Consider the following 16126-nt stretch of genomic DNA (forward strand, 5'->3'; position numbering starts at 1 on the left):
CGACGCCCCAGGGGCTATGGCTCGGGCTTCGGTTCGGTGGCGTACAGGAGCTCTCCGCCTTTGCCGTAGACAGCAGCCCGCACCGTAGTGTCAGCGTTGTCTTCCCATCCAGCCAACGCCTCGGCAACCGTCTCGGCCGGACCGTCTTGGATTCTCCGCCCCTTGGCACGGCTCGCACGACACCTGACGGTCAGGACACGATCGCGCCAGTGGTGGAAGCAGAGAACGAACGGCGATCGGCCCCGCTCGATCGTGCCTCAGAGGGCGATCGGCTGGTACCTCAGGGCCTCGTCGACGATCTCCTCCGCCGATACGTCGTCGGCCGAGGGGGCGAAGATCAAGCCGGTGACTCCGGGATGCATCACGTTCACTTCAAGGAGATGCAGGAAGTAGTCGCTCTCCTGGTCACCTGCAAGGACTCGGCCAACGATTTCGACGAGCTCCGCTCTGGTGATGTCCGCAACCCGCGGGCGAGCCGGCCGCGCCGCTTCCCTGGCGAACTCCTCCGCACTCCGGCTTCCCGAGTACCCGGCGAAGTCGTAGGCCACGTAGTCGTGACCGGTCATCGCGTTGAAGGCCCGGATCGCCTCCTCAGCATCCTCGGAACGCTCAGCCAGGAGGTCAGCGATCCGGTCGATCTCAGCGCTCAACTCATCCAACTGCTGCCGGCCCACAGGCGGGGGCAGCAACTCCGGTCTCAGGTCCACAGGCCGGATTATGCCGGGCAGGCATCACCATGCTGGGCGAAAGACCGCCCACCCGTTCCGCCGACCCACGTCCAGGGCGCAGGTCTGGGCGAGGATCTCGCCCTTGGCAGCGAGGGCGGACACCTGTCACGATCAAGCCGTGGTCAACCTTGCAAAGATCGCGGCGCGGATAGACATCCTCAGCCCAAAGATCGCGAGGCAGGTGGGTATCTTCCTCGACCTGGTGGGCGGCCCGATTGTCGGTGCACTGATGCTGTCCATAGGTATCGAGACCTACCGCGACGGTGGATCCGTAGGCTGGCCCATCGCGGGATCAGCTCTGCTCCTGACCAACTTGTTGGTGGCCTGGCGACGATTCTCCCGGCTCAGGAAGCGCGCTACGTCGCCGTAGCGGCGCACAGACAGCCGCCCACGGTTCTCAAGACCTTTCTGTGATCGAGGGCTGGCTCCGCTCGCCGCGCGCGGCCCCGGCTCCCCGCTGTGGCTGAGGCGGTCGGGGCCCGTGTCGGTGCCGACGTACACAATGCGCCCATGAGTGATCACCACGAAGTCGTCTTCTCCTGCTTCCTACGCGACGACACGCCAGAATCGGTGATGACCGCCCTGCGTTGGCATACGGCACTACGGTGACTGTCTTCACTTTCCGCAACGGGACGTACGAACCCATCGAGATCTTGGGCTATTGACCGGCCATGACACCGCCTTGGGCCGTGTCTGCCGCGCGGTCGCGACCCTCTCCGACAAGCTCGCGGACCGCTCAAGCTGCGATGGAGAGGCTCAACGGCTCGTGGGTCTTGTCGCTCCACGCTTTGATCGTCAGGTCCGACGGGCTCGGCACGCCCAGCACGTCGCGCAGCGTCTGCACCGACCTGGACGTCGTGGCGTCGTACTGCGCCGCGGTGGCGGGCCAGGGCAGCTCGAGGTGCCAGTTCGTGAAGTGGGGCACGTCAGGCGGGCTCCAGCCGAGCGCGACCAGCGCCGCGTGCTCCTGTTCCGGCAACGGCTGCGCGGGGATCGGGCCACCCGGGCTGATGATCGCCTCGGTCAGCAGCATCCGCGGGGTCTGCGCGAACTGCACACCGCGGCCGCTGTACAGCAGGATCACGATGTCTTCGTCGGCCAGGTCCGCCAGGTCGCGCCGCAGCCGGCCGAAGAAGTCGCTCCAGTCGTTCACAGGGCGCTCATGTCCAGGTCGTGCCGCTCTTCGAAGTACTTGCGCTCGGCCCAGTGGGCGGTGACCCCCGCGGTGGTGCGGGTGATCCGCACGACGCAGCCGGGCAGGCGCCATACCCGCGAGGGCGTCCTGCCCGGGTGCGACTCCTCGGCGGGGCCGAACACCGCCTCGGCTGCGGCAAGCACCTCGACGAAGCTGTCGTTGATCGGGGCGGCGTCCTCGTCGACGGCCGGCCAGTGGCTGATGCCCGAGAACCGGATGTCGAGGTTGCGGACCTGCCCGTGGGACATGTTGATCGTCTGCAGCGGCTTTCCGAGGTCCCAGGTCGCCCGGGCGATGATCGGGCCGTCGGGCACCGATTCGACGGTGGTCCAGCCGAGGTGCGCCATGAGCGCGGGGATCTCGTCGGCTGACCAGGCCCATTGCCAGTCGCGGACGACGGCCAGCGTCGCGTGCACGGCGGCGGTGCCGGCGGTCTTGAAGTCGGTCACGGCTGCTCCTCGGGCTCGTAGCCGGTGCGGGTCGAGCGTGGCCGTCCGAAGCATGATCGTGCCGTCAGGCCGTCCGCGTACACAGGAACGGCCAGCAAGCACGACAACGGCCCCCAACCGGATTGCCTGGTCGGGGGCCGTTCACGTGCGGTGGGTGTGGGATTTGAACCCACGGTGACGTCGCCGCCACGACGGTTTTCAAGAGCGCTACGGGTGCAGGTCCCGCAGCGCCTTGACCTGCGCGGCAAGTCTCGTAGCTAGTGGTGTGAGCGGTCCTGGCCCACACATGGCCCACAGACTTGATGGACAGCCTGGCACACCTGCCAGATACGTGATCAGCCGCAGATGCCGGGCTACGCAAGGCCGGGGGAGTCTGTCCCCCGTTTCCTCATCGGGAATGCTCGGAAAGTGCCCAACGGTCTAGAACTTGGGCGCCTATCCGCGCCTGGCGATTTCAGGTGTGTGCTTTTTAGGGCAGCCATGGCCTTAACGGCCTCGACGATGCAGCGATTGCTTTGGTGAATGCCCTCTCTAGGCAGCCAGCCTCAATGCTCCGCTCCACGGTCCAACCGGCCCAGGAGATAGACCATCACTCCTGTCGAGATCGCCGTGAAAACGAGCTCGCCCCAGACCGGTTCTATGAGGAACTTGTTTACTGCTGCCAGAATGGCGAACCAAACGACGAAGACGAGAACCTTGCGGAGCATTTGACGTACCTCAGACTCAGTTGATCAGAGAGGAGAGGCAGGCCGCGGCACCTGCACCCACTGTGTTGACTGCAATTTCCCGCGCAGCCTTCTTGTTGACTCGGCCCACAATCAGGGCTGCTGCGCTGCCGACTCCCGCCCTCAGCAGGCAGTTCTTGGCTGTCTTGGTCATCGGGCGGCCTTGGAAGAGCCTGGCGCATCCGGGCGGCGGTGGCCGCGTGGTCTGGGTCGAGTCACCACGGCCCATTTGCCCCAGGACCGCTGAGACGGGCGATGATCTGGCACTCGCCGTGCGGCCGATGAGCTTTCCCGGGCTCCGCTTCGGATGGGTGGATCAGCGCAGTCCGGCGAAGAGATCGTTCTCGGGTACGGCCGCGCCGGTGGCGTCCTGGACACGTACGAAGGTCTCCATGCCCATCAACTCGCCGAACTTCTCCTTGCCCATCTTGAGGAAGAAGATGTTCTCGCCCTGACTGGCATGCGCGGCCAGCGCGTCGAACTTCTGACCGCTGAACGCGGTGGTGTCCACCCACGTGGTGATCTCATCGTCGGGGAGGCCGATCTCGGCCATCGCGGCGGCCTCGGCAGGATCCGGCTCCGGCATGTCCGGATGAAACTCGCGCATGATCTCCCCGAACCGCTGCATCCCCGAGCGGGGCATAGTGGTCCAGTACACCTTCGGTGTCAGCGCGGTCATCTCGAGCGCCGCCATCGTGATGCGGTGGGCCTGGATGTGATCGGGGTGGCCGTAGAAGCCGTTCTCGTCGTAGGTGACGACCACATCAGGTCGGTAGTGCCGCATGAGTTCCGCGAGTCGGGCCGCGCCTTCCTCCACGGGGGTCCGCCAGAAGGATCCGGGGGCGTCGTTGCTCGGCCAGCCCATCATCCCGGAGTCGGCATAGTTCAGCATCTCCAGATCGCTGACCTTCAGCACGTCACGGCTCGCCTCAAGTTCTTGACGGCGTATCAGGGCGACCGCCGCCGGATCGTGCCCGGGATCGCCCGGCTTGACACCCCCCGGTCCGTCACCGCAACTGCCGTCGGTACACGTCACGAGAACCGTGCGGATGCCTTCCGCCGCGTACCGCGCGAGGACTCCTCCGGTTCCGGTGGCCTCGTCGTCGGGGTGGGCGTGTACTGCCATGAGTGTCAAGGGCCGGTCAGTCATGAAACAATCCTCCTGCAGAGATACGTCTTGGTCCGACTGCGCGGCGGGCGTACCGCTCCTGGGGCCCGGATCCTGGTGGGGCGGACGACCCTCTGGTCTCCGTGTTCCCCGCCCGTGCGGCGCCGGTCCCTCTGTCGATGCAACCGTGCCCACCGGACCGGCTGTTCCCGGCGCGGCCGCTTAGCCTTCCAGGCGTCGGCGTTTCAACGCGAACGAGGTACAGGTGCGACCTGCATTGTCCTGTCGCACTGCGTCTGGCGTGCGGTGGACTGCTGACCTGCGCGGTTGCCAGGTTGTTTGAGAGCGCCAGTGGCCAGCGCTCTCAAAAGACCTGGACTTCGCGGAAGTCTCGTTCGTGATAGATGGAGGGAGCGCCGTCAAAATCGCCAACGGTATCCGTCGGAGATCGCCGTCTCCATGGTGCTGCGATGTGGAAAGCCCCGAACCCGCCCTCGCCGCCTCGGATCTGCACGTGGTGATGTGCTGTGCGATGTGCACCGTTTGTCGAACGCGCGCCCCTGAGTCGCTCTGTGCCCCGACTCCCCATCGAGGCGTTGACCACGCCGACCTGGTTCGAGCACGCCACCACGTACGTGCTCATGAAGTGGCCCAAGGCAGCGGCCAAGCACCGCGCGAGCATCGCCGAAACATTCGCCACCGTGACGCCGACCTTCGTGGCCAGCTCGCGCGGTGCCCCGGCCTCCGACGTACTTCGGAAGGCGCTGTACGGCTGGGCCTTTCGCGCCGTGGAGGACAAGGACGGGACCCTTCGCCTTCGGCATGAGGTCGAGGATCCGCCGGCCGACATGCCGAGGCACTCGCGTGGATCGCTAAGAACACTTTCAAGATGACCGAGGTCGCCCGCTCGGAGCGGCTCCGCGCTGCGCTGGACGCCATCTCCAAGAAGGTCGACGGGAAGCCCGCGGCCGACAACACGGTGAACCGCAAGCGCATGGTTCTGAGCAACGCTCTGCGGTACGCGGTCGAGCGCACGATCCTCCCCGCCAATCCACTGGGCCGCGTGGACTGGACGGCAGGGGAGAAGGACGACGAAGTCGACTTCCGGTACGTCCCCAACCCCAAACAGGCCGCCGCCCTCATCGACTCCGTACGGCGGCTCAGCAGCCGCGGGGATCACCTGGCCGCTTTCTTCGGCTGTCTCTACTACGCAGCCATGAGGCCCTCTGAGATCGCGGCCCTGCGTGCTGCCGACTGCACTCTCCCGGAGACAGGGTGGGGTGAACTCGTTCTCGCCGGCAGCCGTCCCGAGGTCGGATCGGGGTGGACCAACGACGGGCAGTCCTACGAGCAGCGCGGGCTCAAGCGCCGGGCCCGCAAGGCGACCAGGTCGGTGCCCATTCCGCCCGTGCTCACAGCCATGCTCCGGGAGCACAAGGAGAAATACGGGGTGGCTGAGGACGGCCGGCTCTTCCGGGCCGCGATGGGCGGTCGCGTCCGGTCCACTGAGTACTGCGACCTCTGGGACTCGGCACGTCTCAAGGCTCTTTCAGCGGAGGAGGCAGAGACGCCCCTTGCCGACGTTCCGTACTCCCTCCGGCACGCAGGGGTGTCCCTGTGGATCAACTCCGGTGTGGACCCGGTGGAGGTCCCACAGCGCGCAGGTCACAGCCTCACTGTGCTGTTCCGCTTCTACGCCAAGATCCTCAAGGGCCAACAGTCTCGGGCGAACGCGCTCATCGAGAAGGGTCTGAACGGCGGCTGAGTCCCCCGTCCGTGGCCCACACATGGCCCATACGTGCTGGTCAACAGCGGGATACGGGCGATCCAGGGTGAGACAGGGCGAACGCAGAGGGCGGTCTCCGATTCGGAGACCCGCCCTCTGACCTGCCACTTTCGTGACCTGCGCGGTGGGTGTGGGATTTGAACCCACGGTGACGTCGCCGCCACGACGGTTTTCAAGACCGTTCCCTTAGGCCGCTCGGGCAACCCACCAGCGCCCCGCCTCACCTGCTGCGGAGCGGGCTACAGCCTACCGGCTGCGGATCTCGCGTGATGCGGGATGGGGGGAGTACGGCCAAAGGGGAGCCGCCGGGTCAGCGGTCGGCGATGTCCTCGCGGAGGCCGTCGGAGAACTCCCACCACGACAGGGGGAGCCAGTCGCCGTCGACGAAGGCATCGACCGTGGCGCCGCGACCGCGGACGGTCACCGTCGTGCCTGCCGGATAGGTGGCGCCGGACAGGCCGGGCACGGGGACGAGCAGGGTCCCAAGCCGATGTGCTGCCACTTCTCGCCCTCCTTCTTGATTCAGCGGTCGGTGCGGCGTCAGTGGCACACCGGGAAGATTTCCTCCCGAGATTACCGGGTTGTCCGATCCTGTGGGGCGGAGAATCATGAGATATGGGTCATATGGAAAGGAGGGGCGGGGGCGGGACGGGGGTGGCAATCAGATGTGCATCGCGAGCGGAGGTCGCAGCATGAAAGCCGTCGTGTACAAGGAACCGTTCAGTGTGGCGGTCGAGGACGTCGACAAGCCCACGATCCAGCATCCGAACGATGTGATCGTACGAGTCACCTCCACCGCGATATGCGGGTCCGACCTGCACATGTACGAAGGCCGTACCGCCGCGGAGCCCGGCATCGTCTTCGGCCACGAGAACATGGGGATCATCGAGGAACTCGGCCAGGGCGTCACCTCGCTCAAGGAGGGCGACCGCGTGGTCATGCCCTTCAATGTCGCCTGCGGGTTCTGTACCAACTGTGTAGAGGGATTCACCGGGTTCTGCCAGACCGTCAATCCCGGCTTCGCCGGTGGCGCCTACGGCTACGTCGCCATGGGGCCCTGGCCGGGCGGGCAGGCGGAGTATCTGCGCGTTCCCTACGCCGACTTCAACTGTCTGAAGCTGCCGCCGGGCAAGGAGCACGAGACCGACTTCATGCTGCTCGCCGACATCTTCCCCACCGGCTATCACGGCTGTGAACTCGCCCAGGTCCGCCCGGGCGAGAGCGTCGCGGTGTACGGCGGAGGGCCCGTCGGGCTCATGGCCGCGTACTCGGCCCTGCTGCGCGGGGCGAAGAAGGTCTTCGTCGTGGACCGGGTCCCCGAGCGGCTGGAGAAGGCACGGGAGATCGGCGCGGTGCCGATCAACTTCGCCGAGGGCGACCCGGTGGAGCAGATCAAGGAGCAGACCGAGGGAGTCGGCACCGACAAGGGTGTGGACGCCGTCGGTTACCAGGCGATGGGACACGGCACCGACCGCGAGGAGCCGGCGACCGTGCTGAACTCGCTCGTCGGCACGGTACGGGCCACCGGCATGCTCGGCGTACCCGGCCTGTACGTGCCGTCCGACCCCGGCGGCCCCGACGAGCAGTCGAAGCGCGGCATGCTCCTCGTCTCCATCGGCAAGCTCTTCGAGAAGGGCCTGAAGATGGGTACGGGGCAGTGCAACGTGAAGCGCTACAACCGGTACCTGCGCGACATGATCATCGAGGGGCGGGCGACGCCGAGCTTCGTCGTCTCGCACGAACTGCCCCTGGACCAGGCGCCGTCGGCGTACGACAAGTTCGACAAGCGGATAGAGGGTTACACCAAGGTCGTGCTGCATCCGTAGCAGCGGAAGACGAACAACTCGAAAAGCACGAAGAACACGAAGGGGCTGCCGAATCGTTCGGCAGCCCCCTCTCACGCTCCCGGCGCCTCTTCGGCGCCGTCATCGCGGCCCCAGCCGTCAGCCGTCGCCCTTGCGCTCGCCCAGGGTGACCGTCGCCGTGACCTCGCGGCCGTCACGTTCGAAGGTGAGCTTGACCTTGTCGCCCGGCTTGTGGTTCCAGATCTCGCTGATCAGCGTCGGGCCGCTGTCGATCGGCTTGCCGTTGAACTTGGTGATGACGTCGCCGGGCTTGAGCCCCGCCTTGGCCGCCGGTCCGTTCGGGGTGATCGCGGGCGTGCCGCCCGAGCCCTGATCGGCGATCGTCGCGCCGGCGCCCTTCTCCGCCATGCTCACCGTCGCACCGATGACGGGGTAGACGGGCCGGCCCGTCTTGATGAGCTGCTCCGCCACGTTCTTGGCCTGGTTGATCGGGATGGCGAAGCCGAGACCGATGGAACCCGCCTGGGACTGCTGGCCGAAGCCGTTGCCGCCGGCGGACTGGATGGCCGAGTTGATGCCGATGACCGCGCCGCGGGCGTCGAGGAGGGGGCCGCCGGAGTTGCCCGGGTTGATCGACGCGTCGGTCTGCAGCGCGCTCATGTACGAGTTCTTGTTGCTCGTGCCGTCGCCCGAGGCCACCGGGCGGTTCTTCGCGCTGATGATGCCCGTCGTGACCGTGTTGGAGAGGCCGAAGGGCGCGCCGATCGCGATCGTCGAGTCGCCGACCGCGACCCGCTCGGAGTCGCCCAGCGGCAGCGGGGTCAGCCCGGAGGGAGCGTTCTTCAGCTTCAGCACGGCGACGTCGTAGCCCTGCGCCCGGCCGACGACCTCGGCGTCGTACTTCTTGCCGTCGGAGAAGATCGCGGAGAGCGTGCCGCCGTCGGCCGCGGAGGCCACCACGTGGTTGTTGGTGAGGATGTGGCCTTCCTTGTCGTACACGAAGCCGGTGCCCGTGCCGCCCTCGGCCTCACCCTCGGCGCTGCCTCCGGACTGCGCCTCGATCGTGACGACGCTGGGCAGTGCCTTGCCCGCCACGGCGGCGACCGTGCCCGGCTCGCGCTTGAGGTCGACGGGGGCGTCGCCGGAGGCGACGGTCGTCGAGATGTTGGCGTCGTCGTTGCTTTCGGCGGCCCAGTAGCCGATTCCGCCGCCGACGCCGCCCGCGACGAGCGCGGCGGCGAGTACGGACGCGATCAGTCCGCCCGATCGCTTACGCGGGGACTGCGGGCCCGGCGCGTGCGCGGCCGCGCCCCAGGGCGAGACCGGCGGCGGGGGCGGGGGCGGCCACGCTCCCTGCGGGTACTGGGCCGTCGCGGGGGAGACCGTCGTGTCGGCGGGGGAGGGGGCCTGGGCGCCCGGGGGAGGCAGCGGGGCGGTGGGCGGCGCTGGCGGCACCGGGCGGTTCGGCTGCGTCGGCGCGTCCTCGCCGGCGGCCTGATGCTCATGATCGTGCGCGGCAGCGCTTTCGGGAGCGGCCGCCGGCACAGGAGGTACGGACGGGCCGGCGTGAGCCGGGGTGCCCTCGTTCTCAGTGCTCACAGCTTCCTCTCCTCAGATCCACGATCCACAATCCACGATTCCCACGGGGTTCCACGGGGTTCAGTCGGTTCCTTCAGGACCCCTGGGCCCCTCGGGCAGGACCCTGAGGTCCCACGGTTCTACCGTTCCACGGCCCGCTGCCGCGGCTCCGTAGCTCCGCGACTCCGCACCGATGTGCTGCGGACAGCTTTTCCCACAGCCTGTCAGGCCACTGTAAGCAGGACCTGTGCGTATGTGCGCCATCCCTTATCCCAGACATTACGGACGCGGCCGCAGCGTCCGCTTTCAGACGATGACACCATGACGCGGTGACCCAACACCGGATCCAGGTCGTCGCCCATCGAGGCGCCTCGGAGGACGCTCCCGAACACACCCTGGCCGCCTATGTGAAGGCCATAGAGGACGGGGCGGACGCCCTCGAGTGTGACGTACGCCTGACGGCGGACGGCCATCTCGTCTGTGTCCACGACCGCCGCGTGAACCGCACCTCCAACGGCCGCGGCGCCGTCTCCGCCCTGGAACTCGCGGAACTCGCCGCGCTCGACTTCGGCTCCTGGAAGGACAGCGAGGAGAGTCCGGACTGGAAGGACCCTGAGTTCACGTCCGTGCTGACGCTGGAGCGATTGCTCGAACTGACCGCCGACGCCGGTCGGCGCATCGAGCTGGCCATCGAGACCAAGCACCCCACCCGCTGGGCGGGCCAGGTCGAGGAACGGCTGCTCCAGTTGCTGAAGCGCTTCGGCCTGGACGCCCCGGCGGCGCCCGCCGAGTCGCCCGTACGCATCATGAGCTTCTCGGCGCGCTCGCTGCACCGGATCGAGGCCGCGGCGCCGGTGATCCCGACCGTGTATCTGATGCAGTTCCTCCCGCTCCGCTCGCGTGATGCACGGCTGCCCGCGGGTGCCCGGATCGCCGGGCCCGGCATCCGGCTCGTACGCAATCACCCCTCCTATGTGGAACGGCTGCACGCGGCGGGCCATCAGGTGCACGTCTGGACCGTGAACGAGCCGGAGGACGTCGACCTCTGTGCCGGCCTCGGCGTCGAGGCGATCATCACCAACCGTCCCAAGCAGGTGCTGGCCCAGCTCGGCCGCCACTGACGCAGGCCCGTGCGGGCCCTTGCAGGCCTCTGCGGGCCCTTCCTGTCCGCGACGTGCCCACTACAGGGAGTGCACCGGCGCGTTCGATCCGTATTCGATCGTTACGAGTGCGTCACCAGACACGGATTGGCCGGTTTCCGGTCCAGTTCAGTGGGGCATCCACACCGTGGCGTGGGGCGAAGGAGGTCTCGGGGGTGGCGTTGGTGGTGGCACAGGAGGTGCCCACGTCGTCGAGCATGGCCGTACCCCATGGCCCTGCGGGCGTGGGTGAGGCAAGGCACCGGATGCGTGAGCAGTTGCGACGCAACGGGCTGTCCGAATCGGTCGTCGACGATGCTGTTCTGATCCTTTCCGAACTGCTGAGCAATGCCTGCCGGCACGGCAGACCGCTCGGGCACGCGGAGATCGGGGACGGCGACATCCGCGCCGCGTGGCGCGTCGACCAGGCGGGCGGCCTGACGGTCGAGGTGACGGACGGAGGGGGCCCGACCCGCCCGATTCCGTCCACGCCGTCGGTAACGGCGCACGGCGGCCGCGGACTCAACATCATCAGCTCGCTCGCCCAGGACTGGGGCGTACGGGACAGCGCGTCCGGCGAGGTCACGGTGTGGGTTCTCGTCACCGAAGGGCATCGTCGCGACGATTTCGCTACGCGCGTCACTGCCCCCGGGTTCGATTTCGCGGACGCCTACGACGACATGGACTGAGCGTCGATCGAGGCGGCCTCTTCGGCGGCGCCCGCGCCGTGGAGCGCCGCTGTGACCGTTGCCACGGTCGTAGCGGCTAGGCTCGCGCCCGAGACAAGCACGCCGTCATCGGGAGAAAGCCACATCATGGCCAAGAAGCGCCCCCAGACGAAGGCCGCCGCCAAGCCACAGATCGCCAACGGCGAGATTCCTGTGGTCGGCGCCCGCGAGCCCTGCCCCTGCGGCTCGGGCCGTCGCTACAAGGCCTGCCACGGCCGGGCCGCCGCGCACGCCGTGACCGAGCTGGTCCAGCGCCCCTTCGAGGGGCTGCCCGCCGAGTGCGACTGGGTCGCCCTCCGCGAGCTGGTGCCCGCCGCGACCGCCGAACTGACCCTGAAGGACGGTCTGCCCGAGGACGTTCCGTCGCTCATGCTCGCGACCGTCCTTCCCATGGCCTGGCCCGCGCTGCGTCGCGAGGACGGCTCCGTACTCCTCGCCCTGCAGAACGACACGTCCTCCGGTGACCTCAGCCGCGATCTCGCCGACACGCTGCAGCGCGCGCTGACGACGAAGCCCGGCAACGCGGTGCCTCCGCGCCGGGCGCCGGCGGACGGCCCCCGGCTGCAGGACCTGATCGACGCGGACGCGCCGTTCGAGCCGGTCGTCCACAGCGGTTTCGAGTTCTGGATCCCGGAGTCGGTCGAGACCACGAGCGCGGAGGTGACCGCTTCGCTGGAGCGTGCCAACGCCGCCGCGATCCCGACCGTGAAGCTGGCCGGGGTGGACGCCGCGTACTGGTGCGAGACGCCGGAGAAGAACCATCTGCGCTGGGTCATGCCCCACCCCGAGGAAGAACTGCTGGACGCTCTCGCCCGGCTGCAGGCCACGGGCACGTCGAGCCTCGGCGAAGGCACCCGCCTCGTCGGCTCGTTCCGGGCGCACGGGCTGATGGTCCCGGTGTGGGACCTGCCGAGCGGCATGGGCGCCGAGGAGTGCGAGAAGCCGGCGGCGGAGTTCGCGGAGCGGCTGACCGCGGCGCTCGCGGCGGACACGCCGCTGACGGGCGACGAGCGCCGGGCGCGCGGCGGGCTCACCAACCGCCAGGTGACCCTCAGCTGAGCAGCTGACGGGCCGCACGGCGACGCCGGGCGGGCGGCGACGCACGGGCCGCGAAGGGTGCCGGGACGACGGCTTCGGTCGTCGCCCGCGCACGCCGTGACGATTTCTGTCGTGTGACAGGTGATCCCTGTCACAACTGCCCGTACGGGCAGGTAATTCGCTGTCCGAATACCCGAGATCGAATTTGCGAACAGCAGATCTCTTGTTACCGTTCTAGAAGCCCGGTCGCTGGTGCATCCCCCGTCGCCAGCGACCGGGCGTTGCTATTTCCCGCAATCCCCTCGCCGCTCGGCCGGGCGTCAACTTCCCCCGGCATCAGGAGAGTTGCTCCCGGAGCGCAGCAGCAACGGACTGTCGGCATCGCCTCCGGAACCAGCGAACTCCGCGACCGCGGAATACGCGTCCGCTTCACCAAGAGCCTTCTCACGCGGTGTTTCACAGGCCGCGGGCTCGTCTCCCGCCTCGATCGCACAATGTGTCCGTACGGTCCTGTCGCCGGGGCCCATGAGGCTCAGTACGGACATCAGCTCATCGCCGGTCCCGTTGCGGAAGTACGTTCGCGCCCACACGTCCGGGCCCTCGGTCAGCACGCAGGTCTGGGCCTCGACGCCCGCCGGTGAGGTGACTTCCGGGCCGCAGTGTTCGCTTGTGCGTCGTCCGCGGATCGCTTCCACGGCCGCGTCAGGAGCCTTCTCCGGGTCGTGGGACACATGCATTCCGGCCAGAATTGCCGGCGTGCCCGCCCTCTTGCCATCCGGCGTTCCCGGCTCGGGCGTGTCCGCCGGTCCGGCGGCGGCGGCCAGTGGGAGCAGTGCGGCACAGACGGCGGCGAGCGTGAGCCCGGTCAGGCGCTGATTCATGGTGGGCCGAAGATACCGACGGTCGACGGGCGCCCGCGGCGTCGCGCGCCCAATTCCCGTACAAGAGGGCCCGGCTCCTACCCGTACGAGTGAGTCACCGGGCCCGCACGGTCCGTACGCGAGCCCCCACGTGGCACCTCACCGCGCGAGTCGTCGGTCCTCCGGCCGGTCGGTACGTGCTCCGTCACCGCCGGCCGGTCGGTACGCGAGCCGTCACCCCCGGCCGTTGCGCGAGCGGGGGAAGCCGGCCGTCAGTAGGTGAGCCGGGATCCTTCCCCGGTCTCCGGAGGCGTCACCCCACCCGAGGGCGCGCTGACGCTCGCCTCCACGAGGGCGTCGACGACCGCTTCGACGTCCGGCAGCCAGGGCGCGGCCGAACCGGGCAGCGGCGCGCGCTCCCAGCGGACCTGTCCCGTGCCGGTTTCGGAGGGCGGAAGCATCAGATAGCCGCCCTCGCCGTGGAAGCGGAGCGAACTCGGCACCCAGTCCTTGGCATGGAGCAGCTCGCCGAGCTGCTCCATCGAGTACGGGGCCACGAGCAGCGACCACCGCGTCGGCGTGGCGACGACGGGACCGAGCCGCATGCCCATGTGGTCGAGCACGGAGAGAGCCCGTGCTCCGGCGACCGCGGGCAGGCTCACGGCACAGGGCGCACGGCCCCCCGTGGCGAGCACGATCGGAGCCGTGGGCCGCTGGGTCCACCACCAGCGCACCATGCGCTCATCGGTGGTCGCCGCCAGGATCCCGGGGTCGAAGGGGTGCGCGCCGGGTACCACGCACTCGGGGTCGGGGCAGGCACAGCCGCGCCCGCGGTCGGTCCGACCGCCGACCGCCTTGAGTCCCACACCGGGAAGCACGGGCCATTCCCATGCGGTGGCGCAGGTGAGCGCCGCGTCGAGCTGAGGAGCAGGCCTCCCCTTGCGCCGGAACCGGAGCCTGCGTCGCCTTCCGAGGATCTCGCGCATGAGCGCTCGTTCCTTTCCGTTGAACGCCGAGGTCCATATCACACCATGTGTGCATCACGTCACTGCGCGTACAGGCGGCGTCTCGCCGCCCTTGCCGTAGGCACGGGCGATCCCATGGGCTGTGTCCATTAAACGCATGGCGAGGGGTGGCGCGCGCCTGGCGCTTGCTGTCCCGCTGTACTCGTCCCGCCGCACGGGATGGGGCGGCGGCCCACGGCGGTTAAGACGCCCGGGCTCCCCGCCAGGTTCCGGGACTGTCCCAACTGCCCCTGGCCATCACCGTTTACGTACCCATCACGCTCGGGATGACTCCCCCCTGGGGCTTCGCCTCGGACTTCACCCTGGGTGGGATCCCCATGTCGAACGGCCCTAGTCGACCGCAAATACCGACCACGGGGGGCATTTTTTGGCCAAGTTCACGACCCCTTGGACACCAGCATTCCCACGAGGACGATGCTGGACATCCCCCTTTGTGTGCGTGTAGATGTGGATGCAGTGATAGCGGCGCAGATTGACATGGGGGTTTGCGATGCTATTGGGCAAAACGCACCAGCCGGAAGGCCGGCGATCATGAGCGCCCCGCACCTGCCGAAAGTGGCTGGAATCGACTCAGCGGTTCCGGCCGCTGCGCACACTGCCGCGTCCCTCACGTCCTCCGCCGCCGCTGCCACCGCGCCCGGCGCGATGATCCAGGACCGGCTGGCCGGCTGGGTCTCGGACCTCACCACCCTCCACGAACTCACCGAACGCCTCGCCAGAACCGGAACGCTGGACGAAGCGCTCCATGAACTCCTGCGCGCGGGCGCCGCCCTGGTCGGCGCCCGCCGTGGCATGGTCGTCCTCGAACCGGCCGACGGCCGAGGCCCCTCCAGCACCGTCGGCCTCGGTCTCGCCCACGCCGACCTCGGCCACATCGAGACCGTCCCGCGCAGCGCCACCGCGTACGGCCGGATCCTCGACGCCCGGACGACCGGGGTCCCCGGACCCGTCGCCCAGGCCGACCTCTTCCACGACGAGTCGCTCGACCCGCGCCACCGCGAGGTCGCCGCCCGCCTCGGCTATGCCGCGAGCTACGCCCTGCCGCTCGCCACCGACGACGCGGGAAGACTGGGCGTCGCCGTCTGGTTCTACGACGAGCCCGCCGAGCCGGTGGACCGCCAGCGCCATCTCGTCGGCCTCTACGGCCGGTACGCCACCGAGCATCTCGCCCGGCTGCTGGAGCTGGACCGGGCCCGCCGGCAGATGGCCACCATCGCCGACGAGCTGCTGCCCAGCCGGCTGCCCCGGGTGCCCGGCGTGCGGCTCGCCGCCCGCCATCTCAGCGGACCGCGCGGCGGCGGCGAGTGGTACGACGCACTGCCGCTGCCGGAGGGTGCGCTGGGTCTCGCCGTCGGCTCCGTCTCCGGTTCCGGACCGAGCGCGCTGGCCGCGATGGGCAGGCTCCGGGCGAGCCTGCGGGCGTACGCGGTGATGGAGGGCGAGGACCCCGTCGCCGTACTGTCCGACCTGGAGCTGCTGCTGAGGCTGACGGAACCGGCCCGCTCGGCGACCGCGCTGTTCGCGTACTGCGAGCCGGCCGCCGCCCCGCACCCCGAAGGCCACGAGAGCAGGATCGTGCTCGCCGGCGCCGGACACACCCCGCCGCTGATCGTGGGACAGCACCGCACCGAATTCGTGGAGACCTCGCTGTCGGCGCCACTGGGGATGCTGGCCTGCTGGGAGGCGCCGAGCGTGGAGTTCTCCCCCGCCCACGGAGAAACGGTGCTGCTCTACACCGACGGGCTGCTGCGGCGCACCGGCGACCCCATGGACCGGGCGTTCACACGGCTGCACGCGGCCGCGGCGAGCGTGCCGAAAGCGGCCCGCGACGATCCGGGAGCGATCGCCGACCACGTCCTGCGCACGGTGCTGCCCGACGGTCTCGGTGCCGGGGACGACGGTGAGGACGTGGTGATACTGGCCGCGTGGTTCGAGTGATGCTCCGGTGATGTCCCGGTGACG

General features: G+C 68.8%; 17 protein-coding genes and 1 tRNA gene. 8 read left to right on the plus strand and 10 right to left on the minus strand.

Translation table 11 applies throughout. The features are described from left to right. Nucleotides 1–257: 257 nt before the first annotated feature. Nucleotides 258–707: a hypothetical protein gene (locus OG766_RS17220; protein ID WP_266380064.1), complete on the minus strand. Its 450-nt coding sequence runs from the start codon at nucleotides 705–707 to the stop codon at nucleotides 258–260. A 139-nt stretch (nucleotides 708–846) separates the two neighbouring features. Between OG766_RS17220 and OG766_RS17225 the strand changes: the two genes are divergently transcribed. After that, nucleotides 847–1098, plus strand: coding sequence for a hypothetical protein (locus tag OG766_RS17225; RefSeq protein WP_266380066.1), 252 nt, complete (start codon nucleotides 847–849; stop codon nucleotides 1096–1098). Nucleotides 1099–1464: 366 nt separating this feature from the next. On the opposite strand, the gene OG766_RS17230 is transcribed toward OG766_RS17225, so the two are convergent. From OG766_RS17230 to OG766_RS17245, 4 genes are all read right to left on the minus strand, one after another. Continuing rightward, nucleotides 1465–1881, minus strand: a complete 417-nt coding sequence (locus tag OG766_RS17230; protein WP_328725710.1) for a TY-Chap domain-containing protein — start codon at nucleotides 1879–1881, stop codon at nucleotides 1465–1467. After that, on the minus strand, nucleotides 1878–2372 hold the full coding sequence (locus OG766_RS17235; protein ID WP_328725711.1) for a DUF6301 family protein: 495 nt from the start codon (nucleotides 2370–2372) through the stop codon (nucleotides 1878–1880). Before OG766_RS17235 ends, OG766_RS17230 begins: the two co-directional genes overlap by 4 nt. A gap of 723 nt (nucleotides 2373–3095) precedes the next feature. Next, entirely contained in the window at nucleotides 3096–3251 is a 156-nt protein-coding gene (locus OG766_RS17240) for a hypothetical protein (RefSeq protein ID WP_266380076.1), read from the minus strand. 162 nt (nucleotides 3252–3413) lie between these two features. Then, on the minus strand, nucleotides 3414–4247 hold the full coding sequence (locus tag OG766_RS17245; RefSeq protein WP_328725712.1) for a PIG-L family deacetylase: 834 nt from the start codon (nucleotides 4245–4247) through the stop codon (nucleotides 3414–3416). A 554-nt stretch (nucleotides 4248–4801) separates the two neighbouring features. Here OG766_RS17245 and OG766_RS17250 point away from each other — a divergent pair. Then, on the plus strand, nucleotides 4802–5098 hold the full coding sequence (locus OG766_RS17250) for a hypothetical protein (RefSeq protein ID WP_328725713.1): 297 nt from the start codon (nucleotides 4802–4804) through the stop codon (nucleotides 5096–5098). Then, a complete protein-coding gene (locus tag OG766_RS17255) occupies nucleotides 5095–5970 on the plus strand; it encodes a tyrosine-type recombinase/integrase (RefSeq protein WP_328725714.1) in 876 nt (291 codons plus the stop codon). Before OG766_RS17250 ends, OG766_RS17255 begins: the two co-directional genes overlap by 4 nt. 143 nt (nucleotides 5971–6113) lie before the next feature. On the opposite strand, the gene OG766_RS17260 is transcribed toward OG766_RS17255, so the two are convergent. After that, nucleotides 6114–6200: transfer RNA gene (locus OG766_RS17260), tRNA-Ser, on the minus strand. Nucleotides 6201–6301: 101 nt separating this feature from the next. After that, nucleotides 6302–6493, minus strand: coding sequence for a hypothetical protein (locus tag OG766_RS17265; protein ID WP_266380080.1), 192 nt, complete (start codon nucleotides 6491–6493; stop codon nucleotides 6302–6304). Nucleotides 6494–6683: 190 nt separating this feature from the next. On the opposite strand from OG766_RS17265, the gene OG766_RS17270 reads away from it, so the two are divergent. After that, nucleotides 6684–7817 (plus strand): glutathione-independent formaldehyde dehydrogenase, encoded by a 1134-nt coding sequence (locus tag OG766_RS17270; RefSeq protein ID WP_266380081.1) that lies wholly within the window; start codon nucleotides 6684–6686, stop codon nucleotides 7815–7817. 117 nt (nucleotides 7818–7934) lie between these two features. On the opposite strand, the gene OG766_RS17275 is transcribed toward OG766_RS17270, so the two are convergent. Next, a complete protein-coding gene (locus OG766_RS17275) occupies nucleotides 7935–9395 on the minus strand; it encodes a S1C family serine protease (protein ID WP_266380084.1) in 1461 nt (486 codons plus the stop codon). A 308-nt stretch (nucleotides 9396–9703) separates the two neighbouring features. On the opposite strand from OG766_RS17275, the gene OG766_RS17280 reads away from it, so the two are divergent. From OG766_RS17280 to OG766_RS17290, 3 genes are all read left to right on the plus strand, one after another. Further along, nucleotides 9704–10495 (plus strand): glycerophosphodiester phosphodiesterase, encoded by a 792-nt coding sequence (locus OG766_RS17280; RefSeq protein WP_266380087.1) that lies wholly within the window; start codon nucleotides 9704–9706, stop codon nucleotides 10493–10495. Between the two features lie 107 nt (nucleotides 10496–10602). Then, nucleotides 10603–11202, plus strand: a complete 600-nt coding sequence (locus OG766_RS17285; protein ID WP_266380090.1) for an ATP-binding protein — start codon at nucleotides 10603–10605, stop codon at nucleotides 11200–11202. A gap of 126 nt (nucleotides 11203–11328) precedes the next feature. Continuing rightward, nucleotides 11329–12300 (plus strand): DUF5926 family protein, encoded by a 972-nt coding sequence (locus tag OG766_RS17290; protein ID WP_328725715.1) that lies wholly within the window; start codon nucleotides 11329–11331, stop codon nucleotides 12298–12300. Between the two features lie 299 nt (nucleotides 12301–12599). Here OG766_RS17290 and OG766_RS17295 read toward each other — a convergent pair whose 3' ends face one another. Together OG766_RS17295 and OG766_RS17300 are read right to left on the minus strand one after the other, a co-directional pair. After that, nucleotides 12600–13160 carry a hypothetical protein gene (locus OG766_RS17295; protein ID WP_328725716.1) on the minus strand — a complete coding sequence of 187 codons (561 nt, stop codon included), beginning with the start codon at nucleotides 13158–13160 and terminating at the stop codon, nucleotides 12600–12602. A 251-nt stretch (nucleotides 13161–13411) separates the two neighbouring features. Then, a complete protein-coding gene (locus OG766_RS17300; protein ID WP_328725717.1) occupies nucleotides 13412–14125 on the minus strand; it encodes a bifunctional DNA primase/polymerase in 714 nt (237 codons plus the stop codon). Between the two features lie 453 nt (nucleotides 14126–14578). Here OG766_RS17300 and OG766_RS17305 point away from each other — a divergent pair, with 453 nt between their 5' ends. Next, the gene (locus OG766_RS17305; RefSeq protein WP_266380101.1) at nucleotides 14579–16102 is read left to right on the plus strand and encodes a PP2C family protein-serine/threonine phosphatase; all 1524 of its coding nucleotides are present in this window, start codon (nucleotides 14579–14581) and stop codon (nucleotides 16100–16102) included. Nucleotides 16103–16126 lie beyond the last annotated feature (24 nt).

Origin of the sequence: Streptomyces sp. NBC_00259, from assembly GCF_036181745.1 — a bacterium.
Taxonomy (GTDB): domain Bacteria; phylum Actinomycetota; class Actinomycetes; order Streptomycetales; family Streptomycetaceae; genus Streptomyces; species Streptomyces pratisoli.

Bases quoted from the DNA above. Each gene is read 5' to 3' on its own strand.
- OG766_RS17240 (WP_266380076.1), bottom strand. From the start codon at position 3,251: ATGACCAAGACAGCCAAGAACTGCCTGCTGAGGGCGGGAGTCGGCAGC.
- OG766_RS17245 (WP_328725712.1), bottom strand. From the start codon at position 4,247: ATGACTGACCGGCCCTTGACACTCATGGCAGTACACGCCCACCCCGAC.
- OG766_RS17255 (WP_328725714.1), top strand. From the start codon at position 5,095: ATGACCGAGGTCGCCCGCTCGGAGCGGCTCCGCGCTGCGCTGGACGCC.
- OG766_RS17270 (WP_266380081.1), top strand. From the start codon at position 6,684: ATGAAAGCCGTCGTGTACAAGGAACCGTTCAGTGTGGCGGTCGAGGAC.
- OG766_RS17290 (WP_328725715.1), top strand. From the start codon at position 11,329: ATGGCCAAGAAGCGCCCCCAGACGAAGGCCGCCGCCAAGCCACAGATC.
- OG766_RS17295 (WP_328725716.1), bottom strand. From the start codon at position 13,160: ATGAATCAGCGCCTGACCGGGCTCACGCTCGCCGCCGTCTGTGCCGCA.
- OG766_RS17300 (WP_328725717.1), bottom strand. From the start codon at position 14,125: ATGCGCGAGATCCTCGGAAGGCGACGCAGGCTCCGGTTCCGGCGCAAG.
- OG766_RS17305 (WP_266380101.1), top strand. From the start codon at position 14,579: ATGCTGGACATCCCCCTTTGTGTGCGTGTAGATGTGGATGCAGTGATA.